Raw genomic sequence first — 20,166 nt, 5'->3', positions numbered from 1 at the left:
GGAGTTTCCTGGAATGGTTGAAGTTCATTTGAGCGTGAGGTCGGCGCCGTAGGCTACGCGCTCCGCATAGTTGGCAGCGCTCTCCACCAAGCGTGCGACGTCTTCGTCGGACGACTGGCTCACCACCTTCGCGCGCGCCAAGAGTGAGCGAGCGATCCGGGAGGACGATGAAGCGCGTGATCCCTTCCGGCTGCGCGCGAACACTGTTCCTGCCGGCAGTGCGCCAGATGCTGAGGAGGCCATCAGCAGGCGCCTGCGGGTGATCTGAGTGGCGGCAAATTCATAGTGGGCAAATTGATAAACTCATTACAAATGAAAGTTTAATTAGTTTCATATGAAACGACATAGGGTTTCCCCCCAGTCGTTCTCGCAAGCCAGTGGCGCTCAGTCTTGACGACACGTCCCCTATCAGCTCGCCCTACAGTCGAGTCGCCTTAGCCATGGTCTGGAAGCTGCCTGCCTGCGCGAGTGCGGCATCTCCCGCGGGGACTGGCGAGTCCTTGCGGCGATTGCAATGACGGCTGCCCTGCTGCGAGCCATAATCTCGCCCCGCAGATCATGGATGCCGTAGCTGTGCATCGGGCAGTACGAAGACCTGATGCTGCTCCCTTCGTCGTTGCAGAAGCGGTTGTGGAGGACCGTCGCATGCGGCTGTACGTTTGAACGGTATCCGGACTTCTGGGTGGACGCCGAGCAGGTCGACGGATATGACGTCGGGGATCAGACATGCTTTCTGATCACCTCTAAGTGTCCGCTTGTGAGCGCCTAGCCGAAATTGAACAACGCGCAGCGAGCGACCGCAAATGGCCGAATCCGGTCCTCAGTTGGGGCAAAGCTTCAGTTCTGTGGGAGCCTGAGAGTTAATCTTGCAGTACGCAACTTCGCCGTCGTACCGATAGTTTTTGTCGTAAGCGGACCGCACCGACTTGGCAATAAACGACTCAATGTCCGCATCCTTGACCAGGCGGTCCCAGTGATAGACGCCATCCTTGTCTTTCGACCACGGCGGCTGCAGTTCCTCGAAGGTGCTGGCGTCGCGTGGAACCCTCTTGTGGCCAGAGAAAACGACGCGTTCATCAAGCGCGTACGTACCATACTTGGACACCCGAAGCTTCACCGGGTCAAGCTCTTCCAACTCGCGCCCCTCGAGATACACCGCCCGTCGGTCCTTGAACAGGTATCTGTCGACTTGCTCGAAGGTTGCAACATCAGCCCCCGGAATGGCTACTCCGCGGAAGTAGACATGCGCCTTGTCGCGCGTGATACCGACGCTCGGGCGCCAAGCCTGAAATGTCGGGGCATCCGTCACCTTCAAGGGGATGCCACTCATGAAGACCTCTTTGTCTGTCTTGGCATAGTTGTGGTCCAGCATGACAAACCCGCTGCCCTGTACGCGGCGCCCCAACGCATAGTAGCCATACTTGTCCTGCGCATACTCTGCGCTGATGACCTTCCATGTCGCGGGGTCGGCGCCGGCGACGAGCTTGCCTCGAAAGTAAATCCGCGTCTTGTCGCGGGCGTACTCCCTGTCGATGAACGTCCATGTCGCGGGGTCGGCGTCACCGATGGGCTCACCGCGAAAGTACACCCGAGCCTTGTCTCGGCCGTACGCTGAAGGCGGGGGTGAGCAGTAGCTCCCACTAGTTGCCGGATAGTCCATGACTTCGAAGGAGGCCCGGTCCGCGCCCCGCAGCACAATCGCGTCGGCATCGGTCCACGAGACCTGGAAGCGGATTGCCTCGCCTCGAAAGTCATAGCGTTCGGGGTTTGGAGGAGCACAGGCCGCCGACGAACTGAAGCTTGCGAGCAAAGCGATGACGGAAACGACGCACTTTCCCGCAGTGGCGATGGTCACATGAGTCAATTCGGCGGCTCCTCGTCTGTTTTCGCCCTCAACTACCAGCGTTGCCACTGCGTGGAAGGCTATGCGGTAGGAGATTCTTTACCGCGACGGGGTCAGTGCGCACGCGCTTCGCCAGCCGCACTCGAACGGCTGCTTCTGGTCGAAATCGGAAAACTGCCTCAAACCCCACCGCTCACCTACATGTTCTTCAAGACCTCAGCACCGCGCGCAGTCATGCTCGGCGCGAACTCGAGCACATCAGCCCGAGCGCATCCACCCTTCACGAACGGGTCGAGTTGCAAGATGGCCTCGAGCGCCTGGCGGTCCCCGGAGCGCGCAAGGATCACGCCACCATTGCGCGGCACCTGCCGCCCCGACGCGATGAAGAGGCCGCTTTTGTAGTGCTTCTTCAGCCAGGCAACGTGCTTCGGCATGAGCGCGTCGAGCTCGTCGAGCGGACGGATGTACGTGAGGGTGATGACGAACATGCAACTTCGGCGTCCGTCTCAGATCAGCGGCGGCTCGGCCAGCGGCGCATCAGTGACCGGCGGCGCCTCCGACTTCAATGCCTTCGGTGGTGGCGGCTCTGCCACCATGGCAAAGCGCTCGGCGGGAAACTGATTCATGAACGCCATCGACCGCTCGGCCGGCGCATCCAGCCACTCGCCGTACTGTGCCTGCGCCAGCACCACCACCATCCTCTTGTCCTGCTTCTCCGGCGGCCGCTTCGGATCCGGGCGGTGCATGTGCCTGAAGAGCGGATGCTCGTCCGCATTGATCGTGAGCATCGTGAAGCTCAGCTCCCACTGCGCAGTCTCCGGGTTCTTCCATGGCGACCACAGCCCGGCCACGCCGAGCGTCTCATCGTTGGCGGCAGTGAACCGCGTCGAGATGAACTTGCCCGTGCGCCAGTCCGGCTCGTAGATCGCCTCGCACGGCACGATGCAGTGCCGGGGCTTGGCCCAGGCGTTCTTGAAGCTGGCGAGCTGGGCCACGGTTTCCGTGCGTGCGTTGTACGTCTTGAGGCCGTACTTCACATCCTTCGCGAAGCCGGGTAGCAACCCGAAGTGCCCCTCGACGAGCTCGAAGTCGGGAACGGCCTCGTCCCCCGACTCGCGCTCGGGCGGGCGGCGGATGAACGGTGCCATCTGGGTCGGGTAGATGTGCAGGCCGCCCGGCGGCGGCTCCCAGTCGGGCGGCATGCGGATGCCGAACAGCTTCTCGATCTGCTTGCGGCGCTTCTCGGCCTGGTAGTGGCTGCACATCGCCGAAATGTACCCGCCACTCAGTGTTCAATCGGTGAAAGCCACTCGGCCGCAGCCATGGCCGGCGGCAGTTCGCGAAGTCTTTCGTTTCGCCAGAGTTCGGCGGCCACCTCCTCCAGCTCGATGGGATCGACCGTGCGCCAGTGCTGCTGGAGGCGGTGCGCGCAGGCCGCGATCCAGATCTCGGCAAGTTTGTTAGTGTCCATGCCAAAACTGTACGCGCATCCAGTACTTATTTCTAGGGTCGAACGGATAAACACTGTATCTTTGTACAGCATGTCAGCCACCCCTGAACCCCCACCCTTTGCCGAACTCTACTGCCGCTCGAACTACACCTTCCTGGTCGGCGCCTCCGAGCCCGAGGAGCTCGTCGAGCGCGCCGCCGCCAAGCGCTACACGGCCATTGCCCTCACCGACGAATGCTCCGTCTCGGGCGTGGTCCGCGCCCACCTGGCCGCGCGCGAGAGCGGTATCCACTTCATCGTCGGCAGCGAGATCCTGCTGACCACCGCGGGCGGACAGCCCTTCGTTCGCCTCATCTTCTTGGCGCAGGACCGACGCGGCTACGGCAACCTCTGCGAGGCGATCACCCTCGCCCGCCGCCGCGCCGCCAAGGGCACCTACCTGGCCCAGGTGGGTGACTTCGAGGGCAAGACCGCCAAGGCGCCGCATCTGGCCGGCCTGCCAGGCTGCCTCGCGCTGCTGCTGCCCGAGCGCGACGCCACGGTCGAGAGCCTCTTCGCCCAGGCGATGTGGCTCAAGACCTGGTTCGGCGATCGGGCCTGGCTGGTGACTGTGTGGCCGATGGGCCTGGACGACGACATCCGCTGGCATGTGGTCCACCAGGTGTCGGAGATGACCGAGCTGCCGATCGTCGCCAGCTCCACGCCGGTCATGCACACGCGCAGCAGAAAGCGCCTGCAGGACGTGGTGACGGCCGTGCGCGTGGGCCGGTCGGTGCAGCAATGCGGCTTCGCGCTGGAGGCCAATGCCGAGGCGTATCTGCGTAGCCGCGCGATCCTGGCGGAGCTGTTCCCAGCGAGCTACCTCTACGAGACGGTCGAGGTGGCGCGCCGCTGCACCTTCAGCCTCGAGGAGCTGCGCTACGAATACCCCGAGGAGCTGGTTCCGCCCGGCGAGACCGCGCCCTCGTACCTTCGCAAGCTCACGTATGCCGGAGCGGCCAAGCGCTTCCCTGCCCTGCTCCCGGACAAGGTGCGCGCGCAGATCGAGCACGAGCTCGGCATCATCCGCCAGCTCGACTACGAGGCCTATTTCCTCACGGTCGAGGACATCGTGCGCTGGGCGCGTGATCGCGGCATCTTGTGCCAGGGCCGGGGATCGGCTGCCAACTCGGCGATCTGCTACTGCCTCTACGTGACGGAGGTGGACCCCGAGCGAATGAACGTGCTGTTCGAGCGCTTCATCAGCGTGGAGCGCAAGGAACCCCCGGACATCGACATCGACTTCGAGCACCAGCGCCGCGAAGAGGTCATGCAGTACATCTACCGCAAGTACGGGCGCGATCGCGCGGCGCTGACAGGCGTGGTGATTGCCTACCGCAGCAAGTCGGCGATCCGCGACGTGGGCAAGGCGCTGGGCTTTACGCTCAAGGTAGTCGACCGCCTCGCCAAGACCGCCTACGGCACGGAGCAGCAGTGGATCAGCGAGGCGTGCCTGATCGAGAACGAAATCGATCCGGCCGACCGCATGGTCAAGCTCTGGCTGATGCTGGCGAATGAGATCCGCGACTTCCCGCGGCACCTGAGCCAGCACCCGGGCGGCTTCGTCATCTCGCGCGACAAGCTGAGCCGCCTGGTGCCGGTCGAGAACGCCTCGATGGAGAACCGCAGCGTGGTGCAGTGGGACAAGAACGACCTCGATGCGCTCGGGCTCATCAAGGTCGACGTGCTCGCGCTCGGCATCCTCACCGCGATCCATCGCGCGCTCGACCTGGTGGCGATCAAGCTGGGCAGGCCCTTCGGCATGCAGGACGTGCCCTCGGAAGACCCTGCTACCTACGACATGATCTGCAAGGCCGACACGGTGGGCGTGTTCCAGATCGAGAGCCGCGCGCAGATGACGATGCTGCCGCGCATGCGCCCGCGGCGCTTCTACGACCTGGTGATCCAGGTGGCGATCGTGCGGCCCGGGCCGATTCAGGGCGGCATGGTGCACCCGTACCTGCGCCGCCGCGCGGGCGAAGAAGCCGTGACCTACCCGAGCGAGGAGATCAAGCAGGCGACCGAGCGCACGCTGGGCGTGCCGATCTTCCAGGAGCAGGTGATGCAGATCGCCATGGCCGCGGCCGACTTCACCGCCGGCGAGGCCGACCAACTGCGCCGCGCGATGGGTGCCTGGAGAAAGCGCGGCGGCCTCGATGTCCACCAGAAGCGCCTGGTCGACCGGATGACGGCCAAGGGCTACACGCCGGAGTTCGCAAGCCAGATCGCCAAACAGGTCGAAGGCTTCAGCTCCTATGGCTTCCCCGAGAGCCATGCGGCGAGCTTCGCGCTGCTGGTGTACGTGTCGTGCTACTTGAAGCGGCACCATCCCGACGCGTTCCTCGCGGCGCTGCTCAACAGCCAGCCCATGGGCTTCTATGCGCCCGCGCAGCTGGTGCGCGATGCGCGCGAGCATGGCGTGGTGGTGCGGCCGGTGGACGTGACGGTGAGTGACTGGGGGAGCACGCTCGAGGAAGAGGCACAAGCCAGGGCCCTGCCTCGCTGGGATGCCACCTACGCCACGCCTCTGCGCGCGGTGCGGCTGGGCATGTCGCGCATCGTGGGTATGCGCGAGAAGGCGGCTGAGCGGATCGTGGCGGCGCGGCAAGCTGGGCCGTTCGCGAGCGTCGAGGACCTGGTCAAGCGCGCAGGGCTGGATGCACACGATCTCAAGTGCCTGTCAGCGGCCGATGCGCTGCTCACGCTGGCGGGTCGGCGGCCCGATGCCGTGTGGGACGCGGCGGGCGTAGACACGCGGCCGACCGAGATGCTGCGGGAGGCGCGCACGGTCGAGGATCCGTTCGCCTTCCCCGAGCCGTCTGAAGGCGCCGAGGTCGCGGATGACTACGCCTCGATGGGGCTCAGTCTGCGGAGGCATCCGCTCGCGCTGATTCGCCCTCGCCTGGCCGAACTCGGGATTCGCACCGCAGAGGATCTGCGCACGCAGGCGCGCGATCGCGATCGGGTCATGGCCAGCGGCATCGTCACGCATCGGCAGCAGCCGAGCACCTCGAAGGGGGTGATCTTCGCGACGCTCGAGGACGAGACCGGGACGGTGAACATCATCGTGTGGCCGAAGCTGGCGCAGGCGCAGCGGGCTCAGCTGCGGCAGTCGCGGCTGCTGACGGTTCAGGGGACCTGGCAGAGCGAGAAAGGGGTGTGCTCGCTGGTAGCTGGAGAGCTATGGGACCACACGCCGCTGTTGGGGGAACTGCGGGTGTCGAGTCGGGATTTCAGGTAGACGCGGTCTGCCGTTGCCTTTCGCGCAAAGCCGGCAATCGGCCAAAATTTTTCGATGGCGGTAGATTGATGCGGTCGTTCAATCTATGTATCGCCGGCGCACTTCAAGTGGGCGACAGGTTACTGACAGGGCGTCCAGTGCTATATTCGTAAGTCAACGGGCTGGCGCTGTTGATGGGGGGCAGCTCCTAGATGAAACGGGTAGGCCGCAAGGACTATCTGGACGGGTGGTTCGATTCCCCTGCCGTTATTTCCAAATAGCGTGGTGGTGTTTATCCTTCACATATTTGAAGTTCTTCGCTTCCTTCAGCGCCTCAGGGTCCAGATTTTTCGCGCCGATAAAGTTTGCACTTCTCAGGTCTGCGTTCTTAAACTTTACTCCTCGACAATCGACGTCGCGAAAAATTGCGCTACGCAGGTCCGCGTTCGTAAAGTCCGCCATCTGAAGTTCACAGCCAGAGAAGTTGCAGCCATTTAGTTGTGCACCCTGGAACTTGGCTCTCCGAAGATTGACGTTGCTCAATACGACATGACGAAAACGGGCGCCAGCGAAGATTGCAGCTTCGCACTGACAGTTTTCGAGTGTTACGCGAAGCAGGGTTGTATTCGCAAAATTGACGGCGCGAAGGTTGGAGTCTTTCAAAGATACGTCGGAGATTTCAACCTCATTCAAAATGGCTTCAGGAAGTTGAAAGGATTGAACTCCGAGTTCAACCAGCCGCTTCAGTTGACCCAGAATGCGGTATGACGCATCAGGTCCTCGGTAGAAACGAAGATCCGCAAGAGTATGCATATGCGACTTGATCGTATTGGCCGCATCGCGCCTCCTCTCGAACCAGAATAGCACTACGCCGATTACAAAGAGATCGATCAGAGCGCCATGTGCTTCCACAAGCACGTTCTCAAAGAACTCTCGAGAGTAAAGTCCCCAAGTCTGCTCGTTGAAGGTGTGCGACACGACAACCGGCCAGAAGCCAGTAACGAGCACAACTATCAGCCCAAAGATTGCAAGTGTGATTGTAGGGAGGCGCATTTAAGACTTGAGTGTAGCGAGTGCAGCCCGTTTACAGACGGCAAACTGCATGACGGCTTTGGACTTATTGTCTGGGCGAAGTCGACATCTATCTTTCCCGAGAGTAGCCGTTCAGGAGCCTTAGGAGGATTGGTAAAGCGCCACAGCGATGTAAGCCGCGATCAATGCAAGTGCGCCAACTTGTGCGCAGCGCACAACTGCCTTGCCTGTCAATTTTGCTCTTAGCGGATGCTGATGAGGAAGCATGCGCTTCAACGCCCAAGCGCCAGCCCACAAGAGCAAGAACAGTGCCGCGAAAACCGCGAAGAAGATGATCTCGGCGGCGGTCTTGCCACTTAAGTTCGATGGATTCATGTCCTATACGCGAAGCACACTCCACCACGGCCCTCGAGCACTATTTTCCCTGTCGAGTCAGCAACTCAAGAATCGGATGCGGCAAGCCCTCATCTTTCACTAGACCGTCCGACGCTGGTCGAAAAAGTGGCGCCAGAATGAGCTTGCGATCGTCGCCTGACTCCATTTTCCCTTCTTCGAGCAGCGACAAGTAGGTCTGAACCATCGTCACACGTTCCTCGGCATCGGTCGCCAAGTGCGAGTTGCTGAGAAACATTCGTACGATGAGCCGTATGGCCCAGATGCCCAAGGTTCCCAGAAGAATCATCACGGCGAACTTTCGAAAGTCAGACGTGCCAGCCAGAGTCCACCACGCGGCAAGGCAGAGCACGACCGCAAGTAGTCCCATTGCAATGAACGACGCCTTAAGTAGCTCTTCCGCCTTTTCGGCGTGAGTCCTTGCCTTCGTCTTCCAATACTCCACTGGCGCCCTCAACGCCATTCCCTCGCGGAAAGCTTTCTGCGTGGACTCCATCTTTTCGTGATGATCAGCCAAAGCCGATCTGTATGCTTCATCCGACGAACTCAAGAGCGCTGAGAATCTGCTCTCTTGATCGCTCATCGCGTCAGCGATACTTCGGGAACTGAATTCGTAGCTCCGGTGAAGACCATCCAGAGTGATGCGCTTCTCTCCAATGAGCGTCTCAGCGCGCTCGTGGAGCAACTCCAGCGCGTTGCGTTGCGCCCTGATGGCGGGTTCATGATTTGACGCGAATTCATACCGCTCTGCCAACCCAGTGACAAGCCCTCGCCATCCGGCCAGGTCTCTAGCATCGAATCTATGAACCTGTCCAGGCACCGGGGGAAGCTGCGCATACAAGTACGCGACTCCAGCAATTTGGTCTTCCGCGCTAAGTTCGAGTACGCGCTGTCCAAGTGATGACGTGCTATGCGGAAATGTGCGGGCCTGAAATGCCTCCCGAATGCGCTCTGAGACTTGGGAAATCTGCTCGCGTGCAGCTTGGTCGTTTGATTGAGCCGCGTAAGTTCTTGATTGGCGAGCAAAGTGGAGCGCCTCATTGATGGGCTGGTACGCATAGTCCAAGACCGACCTGTGATCCACACCAGGCGTGCCCAGTACCCACACCCATGCTTGATACTCCGTCTCGACCCACCTCTCCATCTCCTCGATCGATGTCGGAGCGAACCGCCCACCATTCGCACCAAGGTCTAGATCAAACAGCGGCTCGTTGGGAGCTCCAATTGACTCTTGCTTCGTTTCTTCTGTCATTGCTTCCTCTTAGCCCGGGGGCCCCTCTAGAAGTATCACCTGTTGCGCCTATGTGGGATCGATCCTGCCTTCTTCGTCTTCACCCAAAGCGGACGGCAGCGGCGGCGGCGCAAAATCCGCCTGCACTCGATCAATGTCCGGGATTCCCCGGTACCTCAACACTCGATACCCCGCCTTCTCGAGCAGCGCATCGCGCTTCCCATCGCGGCCCTCGTTGCCATCATGACTGCCGTCGTCCAACTCGACGATCGCAACGACCTTGAACGACCTCTCGCAAACGACGAAGTCAGCTCGCTTTCGATTGAACGTACTGCGGGCGGCCATCGATCTGGCAGTGAGCAAGGCACTGAACGACACCTGCGAGAGCACGACGAGTCCGGGCAGCGCACCTTGCAGACGGAAGTACATCGCCTGCTCATGCCGCGTAAGCGGCGATGTGGCCCTCGGGAGTTCTAAAGGCGCTTGTTTGCGCGGCCGGCGAGTCGCGCCAAGAAGCACCGCGCCTAAGACAAGCGCCATGAAGAACAGCACTGGCCCGAATCCTTTCATCCTCACTCCGTTTGATTTGTTGCGCGGCGAGTATGCGACGGGTATGCGGCCAGAGTGCCCCTCGACCGCCACCCCAAAGCAGAGAAACCGTGATGGCCTGCACAACTGGACCACCGTTCCAGGCGTCTAGAACAACCCTGCCGGCTCAGCCACCACATCCCAGCTGAAGATCAGCAGTTCCTTGCGCTCCGCGCCCCGGTGCCCTCCCCCGACCTGGTACGTGATGTCCAGCGACTCCATGTGCAGCCCCTCGAAGCAGGCCCGCACGTCCGGGTGATCGTTGATGCTCAGGATCGCCTTGCCCTGCAGCCCCTTCAGCGTTTCGGCCATCGCTTCGTACTGCTCCCACGCGAACGGAACGCCGTAGCCCTCGGTCTGCCAGTACGGCGGATCCAGGTAGAACAGCGTGTGCGGCCGGTCGTAGCGGCGCATGCACTCGCGCCAGTCGAGCCGCTCGATGTGCGTGCCGGCCAGGCGAAGGTGCGCGGCGCTCAGTTGCTCCTCGAGCCGCAGCAGGTTCACCGGCGGCGCCGTGGTTGCGGTGCCCCAGGTCTGCCCTGAGACCTTGCCGCCGAAAGCATGGTGCTGCAGATAGAAGAAGCGCGCCGCGCGCTGGATGTCGGTGAGCGTGGAGGGCGGCGTGTCCTGCAGCCACTTGAAGACCTCGCGGCTCGACAGCGCCCACTTGAACTGGCGCACGAACTCCTCGAGGTGGTTCTGCACCACGCGGTAGAGGTTGACCAGCTCGCCGTTGACGTCGTTGATGACCTCGACTTCGGCGGCCGGCCGCAGGAAGTAGAGCGCGGCGCCGCCCGCGAAGACCTCGACGTAGCAGGTATGCGCCGGGAAGCGCGGAATGATGGTGTCGGCCAAGCGGCGCTTGCCACCGAGCCAGGGGACGATTGGGATTGCCATGAGGTGTTCCAGACTGCGTTTAAACTCGCCCCGCCTCTAGAGGTGGACAGGGCCTTGGCTGGGCTCACAGGCGCGTACTGTGTGTTCGGTGGCTCAACAAGGTGGTCCAACACCGAGGCGAGTCGCCCTGTTCTTTTTTTCTATGAAGGTGCGACCGGCGCCGTGCAGGCATCGACCACGGCGCGCAGCTCGAGCTCGTAGCCTTCGCGGATCTCGATCTCGGCCAGGGCGCTTGCCGCGAAGCGGTCGAGGGCAAGACCCGGCACCAGCAATTCGGTCGGCATGGCGGGACGCGATGGCGTCTGCACGCGGCACTCCACGGGCACCGGAATCTTCACGACAGCGCCGCTGGTGGTGACGCAGCCCGAGACCGCGACCATCGCCACGAGCCAGGCGATCGCCATCGAGGCCAGCAGGCCACTGCGACGCCTCATCGCGCCACTCCTCGCTCGATCAACCAGCGGTCGACGCGCACACGCGCGCTGCCGCAGTCGTCGCCGGTCAGCGCCGCCGGGGTCGAGAGAATCGTTTGCGCGAGCTGCTCGTGCGCGGCAGCCTGGCTGCGGGCGATGGCCTGGGCCTTCTTCGCGACAGCCGCGCGCCGATCGGCGAGCTTGCGCAGATCGTCGGTCGCGTCACTGCAGGCCGAGGCCGACGACCGGGCCAGATCGCGATCGCTGACGGCCTGGACAAGCGCATCGCGCGTGCCGAGCCATGCCCAGCCAAGGACCGCATTGCCCGCGAGGCTCAGCACCAGCGCACTCGCCACGGCAACCAGTGCCGGGCTCATGCCAAGACCCCCAGCGCCCCACGACTCGCCAGGTGGTAGCCGGCCCAGGTCTGCGGATGCGGCTTGCCGGGTCGCCAGGTTCGCACGGCATACAGATCCCATGCACCGGCCACGTCGTCGATCGACGGTAGCGGCTTCGGATCCGTCCACAGCAGCAGCCTGGCGACGCAGGCCGCGAGGATGTCGTCGCGCTCGAGCGCCGACCAGATCGCGTCGGGTTCGAAATTCACGCGCCGCGCCCGGCACAGCACCTCCAGGTAGCCGCGGCTCTGCTCGTGCAGGAACACGCCCCACACACCGCCCCGGCTCGCCCGTGTGCCGCGCTCGAACTGCCAGAGGCCGCGCGCGGGACCGTTACCCAACTGGCGGCGAAACTCGAAGCGGCTCTCCTGCTGGCCGATCGCCAGCAGCATCACGCGCGCCGCGGTGCTGTCCATGCGCGCGGGCAGCAGCCTGGCCGCGGGCTCGAGGATCTCGGCCAGGACCGAACGCAGCGCCATCATTTGCGCGCGCCCAGACGTGCCTGCAGGGCGCGGATTGCACGAATCAGCACCGAGATGTCGCCACGCACCAGCCACACCTGCCAGAGCACGAGCGCGTTGACCGCGACCTCGGTGGGCTCGACCGGCGTGTAGTACCAGCCGCCCAGCACGCGCAACGCCACGACGCCGTACACCGCCGCCAGCACATAGCGCGCGATGCGCCCCTGCGCCGCGAAGGCGTCGTCGGCATCCGGGTGGGCCAGCACCAGCAGCAGGAAGATTCCTCCGGCGATGAGACCGTTTGCCAGCAGCAGCACCAGGTCGAGCGGGCCGCGGGCCCCGAAGTACACCAACAGCTCAGTCATTTCTTTTCACTTCCACTTTCACCTCCACCCCCGAGAACACGCTCCACCAGGCGACTCAGGATCTGCGGCACGCTGGCCTCGGCCCAGTCGAGCACCACCATCGCGATCGCCACCAGCAGCGCCGACGAGACGAAGGCGGCCAGCCACAGCGGCAGCGAGGGCACGGCCTCGCCGAGGTGCGGCGTGAGCGCGTAGCCGCCGACCAGCGACACCCCGAAATACACCGCCTTCTTGAGCCGCGACGGCTCCCTGCTGCGCAGCAAGAACACGAGCGCGCCGCAGAAGACGCCGCTCAGCAGCACGATGTCGGGCTGCGACCAGGCCGCGGCCGGCCCGATTCCGTTGACCGCGCCGGCAGCGGTGGCGGCAGCGGCCGCACCCATCGATGGAACACGCTCAGGCAACGGGCACCTCCTCCGATTCCGAGGGCTCCTCTGCCGGGTCGACCGGCTCGAGCGGCGGCACGAAGAGGCGCGGCAGCAACTCGTGCAGCTGCTCGACGCTCGGCTCCTCGGCCTCGCCGGCCTGGACGCGGGCGAGCAGGTCGTAGCAGGCCTCCCACACCAGCGATCGCCAGGCGCGCATTGCGCGGCCTTCGTTCTGGAACTTGGGGACTGCGGGTTCCTCCGCGTAGGTCACGGCGGTGCTGATGTCGTCGTAGTTGTAGGAGCGCGCCATGGCGTCCATGTATTCCTGCACCAGCGCCCTGAGCATGTCGGCACGCTCCGCGAAGGTGGGCGGCTCGGATGGCGGCCGCGGGAGCTCGGGCTCTGCGGGCTCACCGGGCGCGCCGGGCGTCTCGAGCGCCGGCGGGGCGGGGATGGCCTCCAGCGCCCACGCGCCCTCCACCATGACGGCTCGCATGCCCTCCTCTGCCGGCGGGGGCGGGTCGAAGGTGGCGAAAGCCGGGAGCAGGAAGCAGCCAGGCTCGAGCGGCGAAGGGTCGGCCTCGCTCTCTCCGGTGTAGACGCCCGTGGCGGGGTCAAAGCAATAGACGCGCATGACGATCCTCAGTACTTGATGAACAGGGGGTAGGCGATGTTTCTGGGCCGGCTCTCGGCGCCGCCACTGGCATGGATGGCAATGCCGGTGGCCGATGCATGAATGCCGATGCCCGTGCCAGCGGCACCGACGCCGACGTTGTGGCCGTGCTGCCCGTTGCCGTCGGTGCGTCTGCCACCGTCAACACCGAAGAGGCCGATATTTCCGGTGTGCGCCCCCGAGCCGAACTGCAGGCCGTGCAGACCGTTGTTGCCGTTCAGTCCGTTCGCGTGGTCGTGCCAGCCTTGGGCATCGGTCCAGGCCGGGTGGGTGTGCGTGGGGTCTGCCACCGGGTGCGCGTGCGTGGGGTCGGCCACGGCGTGCGCATGCGAGCGGTTGTCGGAGTCCTGGTGCGTGCCCCAGGCACGGTCCGGATCGAAGCCTCGACCATCGTCCAGGCCGCGCAATGCCAGACCACGAAGGTCGGGCACCCGGAAGGTGGTCGAGCCGTTGCCCAGGCTGAAGCGGCCGAAGGCGCCGCCGAACCACTCCGACTCGCCCACCAACCCCTGTTCCTTCGCAAAATTGAACAGGTCGGCGTATGCCACGCGCGAAGCCAGCGTTCCGTTGAGGCGCAGCCATGCTGACGGCGTTCGCGTGGTGGCGAAATGCGCCACCATGCCCACGGGCACGCCAAAAGCCGAGCGCGCGGGCGCAAACACCTCTTCGGAAGTGCGCAGTTCGTACACACGGCCAGCGGCGTCCGCCACCATGATCCGGTTCGGACCGCTGGAGGCGAGCGGCAGCCCAAGCTGGGCCAGCGTCGCCGTCGGGCCGCTGCCGGTGATCGTCCAGCCCGCGTGCTCGCCCTGGCCCTGGGTCATGCCCTGGCCGACGACCACGCTCATGTGGCCCGTGGCCGCGTCATAGGTGATCACCACGCCACCCATGCCGATCTCGGCCGGCGCCGCGGTGCGCGCGATGCGTACATGCTGGCCCTCGGCCCACAGCCGGGCCGGCTGGGTCAGAAAGGTCTTCATGCCAGGGCTCACCGAGAGCGACGCCGCCGTCGTGCTCGGCATGGCAGGCGACGCCGCGGCGGCAGCGGCCGAGAGCGCGGCCGCACGGCGGGAGAGTTCGGAGGCCGCAGCCGAATCCCATGCTTTCGCCTCGCTCTGCGCGGCCGCGATGGCGGACGCATCGGCATCGCCGCCGCGCTGCCCCATGTAGAGGCCCATCGCGTTCATGCCGTCCACGACGGAGGGCAACGCGCCCAGGGTCGCATCGGCGCGCGCCGCAAAGTTCTCGGGGTCGTTGCGCGTCGGTACCGGCGTCGGCACCGAGGGAATGGTGGGGCGGTTCATCGGACTGGGGCTGGCGGTCATCAGGTGAGGCCCTCGATGTCGAGGGAGCAGAAGGAATGGGTGTGGTGCGCGACGACGATGTCGAAGCTGCGATAGAAGCCATAGACGATGAGCGAGCTGAAGCGCTCGTCGTCCGCGCTCCAGATCAGCGGCGTGGCGCGGTGCTTGTTGAGCAGGCGGTAGACCTCGTCGACCAGGCGGTTGTCGACCAGCACGCTGACGCTCATGCGCCGGGAGAACGCGCGCTCGACCACGAAGTAGTCGCCCCAGGCATCGGCTTCCTTGCGCGAGTAGTCGGTGATCCCCAGGCGCGGCGAGATCTGCGTCTGGCCGAAGGTCATCGAACGGCCCACGAGCACCTCGCCCACGGCGACGTCGTTGACGGGCTTGGCGACGGTCAGCGTGAGCACGCCCTGCGCGTACGGAGGCACGCCCGTGAAGATCACGTCGGTGCGGTTCCTGAACTCCGAGAAGAAGTAGTCGAACCAGTTGACGATCACCTCGCCGGTGCGCAGGTCGCGCTCGGACCGCCACACCACCTCGCCGCCATCGCGCAGTTCGAGCAGGGCCGACTCGGCATCGACGTTTAGCACCGCAACGTCGCTGACGATGCCGGGCGCGAACTCGACCACGATGGGCGTCGCGCGGCGCGACTGGCTGCCCACCTTCTGGTCGAACATCGCCCAGCGGTTCGTGGCACCCAGGTCGACCCAGTATTCGGGGTTGTCGCTGGGCGGCTGGCCTTTGCCTGCCTTCACGGCTTCCCAGATCCGCCGCTCGGAGATCACGCGCTGCGCGACCGCGTAGGTGACGCCGGCCTGCCAGGCCGGCAGGTCTTCCTCGCTCACGTTGCTCGCGAGCAGATTGGCGGGCGTGATGGCCACGGGGAACGTCACCTTCATGCCGAGGCCCTCATGACGCGGGCGCGGGTCGGCGGCGCGTCGAGCGCGCTCGAATCTCGCGTGCGCAACGCGTCGCCGCCATCGCTCAGGCGATCGAGCAGCCGGTGCGTGCGAAGGCCCATCTCGGCGATCGCGGCGTCGCCGACGCGGCCTTCATCGTTTCCGCGGATGCACTCGGCGATCAGGGCATCCAGCCGCTGCACGATGCGATCGTCGATCGCAGCCTGGCTCGAGCCGGTCGACCGCGCCTGCGGACGTCGCCAGATGCGGTCGCCCTCCCCCTCGCCGTCGTCCTTGCCCGCCGATCCCGACAGCGCGTCCGCGAGCTGATCCTGGTTCCAGATCCGCGAAGGCCCCGTGGCCTCGATCTCCCATCCCCGTTCGCCGACCAGGCGTAGACCGCCCGCGTGCATGCCGCCTTCGGCAAACGCGGGCAGTGTCGAGCCCACCGCGCGCCCGGCCAGCACTGCGCGCGCGAAGTCGACCAGGTTCGCATTGATCGACTGCAGCTCAAAGACCTGCCGGGCGCTCGCGTCCGCGATCACCTGCTGGATGTCCGCCTGCTCCTCCGCCTGCTCGAGCACGGCGCCGAGCTTGGCCTCGGTGAGCGCGCGATCGCGCAGGTAATCGGCGCGCGTGGCGCTGGTGCGCTCGGCCGCCTGCAGGAAGCCCGTGGCCGAGGCACCGACGCGCCGTGCCGCCTCGATGTCGCCGGCCAGGGCCTGCACGACGTCGCGGTCCAGCTGCGCCAGACCGCGCGCATAGCGCAGCATCGGATCGACGAGGTTCTGGCTGTCGGCGTGCAGGCGCTCGATGTCACCGCGCAGGCCGTTGGCGACCGATCGCCAGGCATCGGCCGCGGATTGCGCCGCCGAGATCGCGGCCTGTGCCTGCGCGTCGGCTGCCGCCGCGGCCGCATCGGCGACCTCGGCGAACTGGCCCGAGAGCTGCATCAGCTGCCCGAAGAGGTTCGCACCGGCATCGGTGGAGGTGTCGAGGCTCTCGACCAGCGCGCGGAAGGCCTCCTTGCTCACCGGCACGGCCACGCCGACCCGGGCGAACTCCTCGGCCAGGCGCGCGGCGTTGGCGGCGCGCTGCTCCACTTCGGTGAAGAAGCCGTCGAAGTAGTCCTGCAGCCCAGTCTGCAGCGCCTCGATGCCGCCGGCGCCGCGCACCATCGCCGCCGACAGGTCCGCGCCTGCGGCGCCCACCGAGCGCATCGCGCCGCGAACGTCCGAGAGGACCCGGTACAGGTCGATCAGCTCGTCGTAGGAGCCCGTGAAGACCTCGATGATCTGCCCCACGCCGGTGAGCGCGCCGGAGGCCGTGTACTCGAGCGCGGCCACCGACTGCCGCACGATCTCGGTCGCGAGGTCGCCGCTCTTGTTGAGCACCTGCGTGTAGTCGATCGCGGCGACGCCGAACTTCTCGAGCGCGTACTCCGCCTTCTCGACGTCGGCTGCGACGCGCAGGAGCGTCTCGAACATGCCCTCGCCGACCCTCTGGAACGCCGCAAGGGAAGGCACCGCCGCGCGTGCAATCTGGTCGCCGAGGCTGGAGAACAGCGCCTCGAGTTCGTCCTGCGCTTCCTTGCCGGACTTGCCCTTGAGCGACACCATGCCGCCACCGGCGATGCCCATCATGCGCATCATCGACGTGTCGCCGAGGTCCGGCATGATGGAAAGGATCCGCGACATCATGTCCGGGTCGTCGAGCCGGAGGCTGTGCGCCGCCGTGGCGACTGCATCCACCATGCCGATGACCATGGACTGCATGGAGCCCGTGAGTGCGGCGTCGAGCGCGGTGTAGCTCGCGCTCGCGCCCTTCTTCTTGGCCCAGTTGACCGTGTAGCCGTGGCCCTGCACACCCTTGGCGATCATGTCGCCGATGGTCTGTGGCGAGAACGCGATGCCGCTGTCGATGAGCTCCGCGCCGCTGATGCTGGCCGCGGTCGCCGTGCCGCCGCGCAGGCCCTGGCTGCGTGCGACGACGGAACCCAGGCCCGCAATGCCATCGCGCACACCGCTCATCACGGACAGCATGCGCTGCGTGAGCGGCAGCTCGATGCGGCTGTTGGCCGCGAGCAGCTCGATCGCGTTGCCGATCGACTTCGACTGCTGGCCCTCGGCGCCGAGCACCGTGCCCGTGCCGGCCACGGGCGTCGTGTAGCTGTCGCCACCGCCGGATCCACCGGCGCCGCGCACCGCGAAGCCCATCGCCGCCATCACGGCCGCCATCGCTGCCATGCGCGCCCATGCCGAGTACGGGTCGCCCTGCGCCTGCGTCGCGACGCCCACCACGGCCGCGGACTGCCCCTTGACCTGGTCGGCCGCGAGCTGGACGTCCACGCCCTGGGTGATCGCGTTGCTCTTGGCCTGCTCGCCGATCGCGGTGGCGGCGACCACCTGCGTGATGCCCAAGACCTTCTTGGCCGTGGACTCCAATGCCATCGCGATCTCGACCGCGCGGAAGGCCTTCTCGGCCGCCTGCATGGCCTTGTAGCCCTTGGAGTGGTCCTTGAAGAGCCCCTTGGCTGCCCCGGCGATGCTGGCGTAGCCGCTCACCTGGAGTGCGGCGGAAGCCTTGGCGAGCTGCATCTCGCGCACGAGGCGATCGGCAGCGTTGATGCTCTTGTCCTCGGCCAGCGCCTTCTGCATGGCGCCGAGCTGGGCCTGCTTCTGGGCGAAGTCCTGCAGGGCATTCGCCATCTGTGCGAGCGCGTTGCCGGCCTCGCCGAAGCTGTCGCGCAGCGCGGTGCCAAAGTCCTTGGCCTTGGCCGGATCCAGGTAGGCATCGATCGCCTTCAGCGTCTCGATGGAATTCGCCCTCATCGCGGCGCCGTACTGCATGTCCGCGAGCTCGCGCATGGCCGCGGCCTGGCGCAGCAGAGCCTCGGTCGTCTCGCCGCTGAGGTCACGGCCCCGCTCCATCTCGGCGCGGCGCTCGATCTGCGCGGCGGTGTCGTAAGCCCACGAGCGCTCGAGCGCCGCCAGGCTCTCGACAAGGTCGTAGTTGGACGCACCCGCCCCCTTGGCCGCGTGCGCGTATTCGACGCCGAGCAACTGGGCCTGGCGCCGCTGCATGCGGACGGCCGACTCCGCGGCGTCTGCCGCCTTGCCGGCGTCCTGGTAGCGCGCCTCGAGGGCATCGCTCTCGCGCTTGTCGAGCAGCGCGGTATCGGCGGCCGCCTTGCGGCGCGCCTCGACATGGTTGCGCTCGATCTCTGCCAGGCGCGCGAGCACGCCCTCCTGGTCCTTCAGGCTGTTGGCGCGCGTGCGGAGGTTCGACAGCTCGGCGTTCGCGAGCGCCGTGCGCCTGGCGAAGACTTCCTCTTCCCTCGCAAGCTGCGCCTCGATCGCCTCGAGCTCGGTGCGGGTGCCGAGCCGCACGGCGAGCGCGATGTCCTCGAAGTGGGTCTTGCGGGCCTCGAGGATGGCCTTGTCGGCAGCCTTGATGCGGGCGCTGGCGGCGGCATCGGCGTCGGCCGCGGCGCGGTTGGCGCCCGCGCGCTGCGCCTCGGTCTGGAGCTGGATCTCCTTCGTGCGGCGGGCGTTCGCAGCCAGTGCCGACACGGCGGAGTCACCCGCCCCCGACCAGACCTTCTCGATCTGCGCGGCGGTGGACTTCGCGTCGTCTTTCATGTCGGCCATCCACTCGTTGCCGATCGCGGTCGCCCCTGCGAAGTCGCGGCGCAGCAGCGCGGCGACCTGGGCCGCCGCCGCGGCGAGCGTGGTGCCAACGGTCTTGAACACCTGCACGATGCCGATGCCGACCGTGTAGAGGATCTTGAGGGACGCAGCCAGGAAGTCCGCGACCTTGCGGAGGCCATCGCCCTGCGTGAGCGTGTCGAAGAAGGCCCCCGCGATGCTGTTGAGCGTGGGCAACAGCTGGGCGGCGAGCTGCGTGCTCACGCCCCGGCCCGCTTCCTGAAGAAGGTTGAGCGTGTCGTTGAAGCTGCCGGCCGCGGTGGCTGTCTGGTCGTCGATCACGAGGCCCAGGCGCTCGGCCATCTCAGCCATGTCGCGCAGTCCTTCGGCACCGCCGTCGAGGAGCGGGATCAGGTCGGTGCCGGACCTGCCGAAGATCTCCACCGCGAGCGTGGATTTCGCAGCGCCGGTCTTGAGCTCCGCGAAGCTGTCCGCAACGTCGTAGAGGATGTCCTTGGTGTCGCGGTAGGCGCCGGAGGCGGTCCGGGTCTTGATGCCCAGCTGCTCGAGCGCCCTGCTGCCGCCCGTGATCCCGACCGACAGCTTGGCCATCGCGGTCTGCATGCCTGCTGCGTTGACGCCGGCCATGCCGAAAGCCAGCTGCAGGCCGGCGACGTCCTTCGTTGCGATGCCGGCCTTCTGGCCGAGCTTGCCGGTGGCCTCGGCCGCCTCGATGGCCTCGCGCACCCAGCCGGAGATCGCCGACACGCTGACGCTCAAGCCCACGGCAGCGAGTGCACCTGCGGCGAACTTCGCGGCCTTCGTGATGCCCTCGAGCGAGGCGCCGATGCCGCGCTCCATCTTGCGGACCTCCGCCAGCGCCTGCTCGACGTTGGCAAGGAACCGCATCTCGAATTCGCTTCCGGTGCTGACCATCTCTCG

The 20,166-nt window shown here is 65.6% G+C and carries 20 protein-coding genes; 2 read left to right on the top strand and 18 right to left on the bottom strand.

The window, feature by feature from the left end; translation table 11 throughout:
- Positions 1–70 precede the first annotated feature (70 nt).
- The gene (locus QTH87_RS06085) at positions 71–268 is read left to right on the top strand and encodes a hypothetical protein (RefSeq protein WP_286607691.1); all 198 of its coding nucleotides are present in this window, start codon (positions 71–73) and stop codon (positions 266–268) included.
- Positions 269–820: 552 nt separating this feature from the next.
- Here QTH87_RS06085 and QTH87_RS06080 read toward each other — a convergent pair.
- The 4 genes from QTH87_RS06080 to QTH87_RS06065 all read right to left on the bottom strand — a co-directional run bounded on the left by QTH87_RS06080 (position 821) and on the right by QTH87_RS06065 (position 3,386).
- Positions 821–1,855 (bottom strand): DKNYY domain-containing protein, encoded by a 1,035-nt coding sequence (locus QTH87_RS06080; RefSeq protein WP_286607689.1) that lies wholly within the window; start codon positions 1,853–1,855, stop codon positions 821–823.
- A 185-nt stretch (positions 1,856–2,040) separates the two neighbouring features.
- On the bottom strand, positions 2,041–2,331 hold the full coding sequence (locus tag QTH87_RS06075; RefSeq protein ID WP_286607688.1) for a YciI family protein: 291 nt from the start codon (positions 2,329–2,331) through the stop codon (positions 2,041–2,043).
- Between the two features lie 18 nt (positions 2,332–2,349).
- Positions 2,350–3,108 (bottom strand): SOS response-associated peptidase, encoded by a 759-nt coding sequence (locus tag QTH87_RS06070; protein ID WP_286607687.1) that lies wholly within the window; start codon positions 3,106–3,108, stop codon positions 2,350–2,352.
- A gap of 20 nt (positions 3,109–3,128) precedes the next feature.
- Positions 3,129–3,386: a hypothetical protein gene (locus QTH87_RS06065; protein WP_286607686.1), complete on the bottom strand. Its 258-nt coding sequence runs from the start codon at positions 3,384–3,386 to the stop codon at positions 3,129–3,131.
- Between QTH87_RS06065 and QTH87_RS06060 the strand changes: the two genes are divergently transcribed.
- Positions 3,385–6,573: an error-prone DNA polymerase gene (locus QTH87_RS06060; RefSeq protein ID WP_286607685.1), complete on the top strand. Its 3,189-nt coding sequence runs from the start codon at positions 3,385–3,387 to the stop codon at positions 6,571–6,573. The genes QTH87_RS06065 and QTH87_RS06060 overlap by 2 nt on opposite strands.
- A gap of 246 nt (positions 6,574–6,819) precedes the next feature.
- Here the strand turns inward: QTH87_RS06060 and QTH87_RS06055 are convergent, their stop codons facing one another.
- The 14 genes from QTH87_RS06055 to QTH87_RS05990 all read right to left on the bottom strand — a co-directional run bounded on the left by QTH87_RS06055 (position 6,820) and on the right by QTH87_RS05990 (position 20,160).
- Positions 6,820–7,605, bottom strand: a complete 786-nt coding sequence (locus tag QTH87_RS06055; RefSeq protein ID WP_286607684.1) for a pentapeptide repeat-containing protein — start codon at positions 7,603–7,605, stop codon at positions 6,820–6,822.
- Positions 7,606–7,725: 120 nt separating this feature from the next.
- Positions 7,726–7,959: a hypothetical protein gene (locus tag QTH87_RS06050; RefSeq protein WP_286607682.1), complete on the bottom strand. Its 234-nt coding sequence runs from the start codon at positions 7,957–7,959 to the stop codon at positions 7,726–7,728.
- Between the two features lie 40 nt (positions 7,960–7,999).
- On the bottom strand, positions 8,000–9,229 hold the full coding sequence (locus tag QTH87_RS06045; RefSeq protein WP_286607680.1) for a DUF6161 domain-containing protein: 1,230 nt from the start codon (positions 9,227–9,229) through the stop codon (positions 8,000–8,002).
- Positions 9,230–9,277: 48 nt separating this feature from the next.
- Complete coding sequence (locus QTH87_RS06040) at positions 9,278–9,760, bottom strand: DUF2726 domain-containing protein (protein WP_286607679.1); 483 nt, start codon at positions 9,758–9,760, stop codon at positions 9,278–9,280.
- Positions 9,761–9,904: 144 nt separating this feature from the next.
- Complete coding sequence (locus tag QTH87_RS06035) at positions 9,905–10,693, bottom strand: DNA adenine methylase (RefSeq protein WP_286607678.1); 789 nt, start codon at positions 10,691–10,693, stop codon at positions 9,905–9,907.
- A gap of 140 nt (positions 10,694–10,833) precedes the next feature.
- The gene (locus QTH87_RS06030; protein ID WP_286607677.1) at positions 10,834–11,127 is read right to left on the bottom strand and encodes a hypothetical protein; all 294 of its coding nucleotides are present in this window, start codon (positions 11,125–11,127) and stop codon (positions 10,834–10,836) included.
- The gene (locus QTH87_RS06025; protein ID WP_286607676.1) at positions 11,124–11,483 is read right to left on the bottom strand and encodes a hypothetical protein; all 360 of its coding nucleotides are present in this window, start codon (positions 11,481–11,483) and stop codon (positions 11,124–11,126) included. The genes QTH87_RS06030 and QTH87_RS06025 overlap by 4 nt, the downstream gene beginning before the upstream one ends.
- The gene (locus QTH87_RS06020; protein ID WP_286608040.1) at positions 11,480–11,983 is read right to left on the bottom strand and encodes a hypothetical protein; all 504 of its coding nucleotides are present in this window, start codon (positions 11,981–11,983) and stop codon (positions 11,480–11,482) included. The genes QTH87_RS06025 and QTH87_RS06020 overlap by 4 nt, the downstream gene beginning before the upstream one ends.
- A complete protein-coding gene (locus tag QTH87_RS06015; RefSeq protein WP_286607675.1) occupies positions 11,983–12,330 on the bottom strand; it encodes a phage holin family protein in 348 nt (115 codons plus the stop codon). Before QTH87_RS06015 ends, QTH87_RS06020 begins: the two co-directional genes overlap by 1 nt.
- The gene (locus tag QTH87_RS06010) at positions 12,327–12,734 is read right to left on the bottom strand and encodes a putative holin (protein WP_286607674.1); all 408 of its coding nucleotides are present in this window, start codon (positions 12,732–12,734) and stop codon (positions 12,327–12,329) included. Before QTH87_RS06010 ends, QTH87_RS06015 begins: the two co-directional genes overlap by 4 nt.
- Positions 12,727–13,332, bottom strand: coding sequence for a hypothetical protein (locus QTH87_RS06005; RefSeq protein WP_286607673.1), 606 nt, complete (start codon positions 13,330–13,332; stop codon positions 12,727–12,729). Before QTH87_RS06005 ends, QTH87_RS06010 begins: the two co-directional genes overlap by 8 nt.
- A gap of 8 nt (positions 13,333–13,340) precedes the next feature.
- Complete coding sequence (locus QTH87_RS06000; RefSeq protein ID WP_286607671.1) at positions 13,341–14,675, bottom strand: phage tail protein; 1,335 nt, start codon at positions 14,673–14,675, stop codon at positions 13,341–13,343.
- A gap of 20 nt (positions 14,676–14,695) precedes the next feature.
- Positions 14,696–15,577 (bottom strand): hypothetical protein, encoded by an 882-nt coding sequence (locus QTH87_RS05995; RefSeq protein WP_286607670.1) that lies wholly within the window; start codon positions 15,575–15,577, stop codon positions 14,696–14,698.
- Entirely contained in the window at positions 15,574–20,160 is a 4,587-nt protein-coding gene (locus tag QTH87_RS05990) for a hypothetical protein (protein WP_286607669.1), read from the bottom strand. Before QTH87_RS05990 ends, QTH87_RS05995 begins: the two co-directional genes overlap by 4 nt.
- Positions 20,161–20,166: the final 6 nt, after the last annotated feature.

The sequence above is a fragment of the Variovorax jilinensis genome (assembly GCF_030316885.1).
Lineage (GTDB): Bacteria > Pseudomonadota > Gammaproteobacteria > Burkholderiales > Burkholderiaceae_C > Variovorax > Variovorax jilinensis.
Note: the sequence above shows the minus strand (reverse complement) of the source record. Positions and strands in the feature narration are given on the sequence as shown.

What these genes read in the sequence shown, in the direction of transcription:
- QTH87_RS06075 (WP_286607688.1), bottom strand. Translation starts at nt 2,331, where the DNA reads ATGTTCGTCATCACCCTCACGTACATCCGTCCGCTCGACGAGCTCGAC.
- QTH87_RS06070 (WP_286607687.1), bottom strand. Translation starts at nt 3,108, where the DNA reads ATGTGCAGCCACTACCAGGCCGAGAAGCGCCGCAAGCAGATCGAGAAG.
- QTH87_RS06060 (WP_286607685.1), top strand. Translation starts at nt 3,385, where the DNA reads ATGTCAGCCACCCCTGAACCCCCACCCTTTGCCGAACTCTACTGCCGC.
- QTH87_RS06065 (WP_286607686.1), bottom strand. Translation starts at nt 3,386, where the DNA reads ATGCTGTACAAAGATACAGTGTTTATCCGTTCGACCCTAGAAATAAGT.
- QTH87_RS06055 (WP_286607684.1), bottom strand. Translation starts at nt 7,605, where the DNA reads ATGCGCCTCCCTACAATCACACTTGCAATCTTTGGGCTGATAGTTGTG.
- QTH87_RS06050 (WP_286607682.1), bottom strand. Translation starts at nt 7,959, where the DNA reads ATGAATCCATCGAACTTAAGTGGCAAGACCGCCGCCGAGATCATCTTC.
- QTH87_RS06045 (WP_286607680.1), bottom strand. Translation starts at nt 9,229, where the DNA reads ATGACAGAAGAAACGAAGCAAGAGTCAATTGGAGCTCCCAACGAGCCG.
- QTH87_RS06035 (WP_286607678.1), bottom strand. Translation starts at nt 10,693, where the DNA reads ATGGCAATCCCAATCGTCCCCTGGCTCGGTGGCAAGCGCCGCTTGGCC.
- QTH87_RS06030 (WP_286607677.1), bottom strand. Translation starts at nt 11,127, where the DNA reads ATGAGGCGTCGCAGTGGCCTGCTGGCCTCGATGGCGATCGCCTGGCTC.
- QTH87_RS06025 (WP_286607676.1), bottom strand. Translation starts at nt 11,483, where the DNA reads ATGAGCCCGGCACTGGTTGCCGTGGCGAGTGCGCTGGTGCTGAGCCTC.
- QTH87_RS06020 (WP_286608040.1), bottom strand. Translation starts at nt 11,983, where the DNA reads ATGGCGCTGCGTTCGGTCCTGGCCGAGATCCTCGAGCCCGCGGCCAGG.
- QTH87_RS06015 (WP_286607675.1), bottom strand. Translation starts at nt 12,330, where the DNA reads ATGACTGAGCTGTTGGTGTACTTCGGGGCCCGCGGCCCGCTCGACCTG.
- QTH87_RS06005 (WP_286607673.1), bottom strand. Translation starts at nt 13,332, where the DNA reads ATGCGCGTCTATTGCTTTGACCCCGCCACGGGCGTCTACACCGGAGAG.
- QTH87_RS06000 (WP_286607671.1), bottom strand. Translation starts at nt 14,675, where the DNA reads ATGAACCGCCCCACCATTCCCTCGGTGCCGACGCCGGTACCGACGCGC.
- QTH87_RS05995 (WP_286607670.1), bottom strand. Translation starts at nt 15,577, where the DNA reads ATGAAGGTGACGTTCCCCGTGGCCATCACGCCCGCCAATCTGCTCGCG.
- QTH87_RS05990 (WP_286607669.1), bottom strand. Translation starts at nt 20,160, where the DNA reads ATGGTCAGCACCGGAAGCGAATTCGAGATGCGGTTCCTTGCCAACGTC.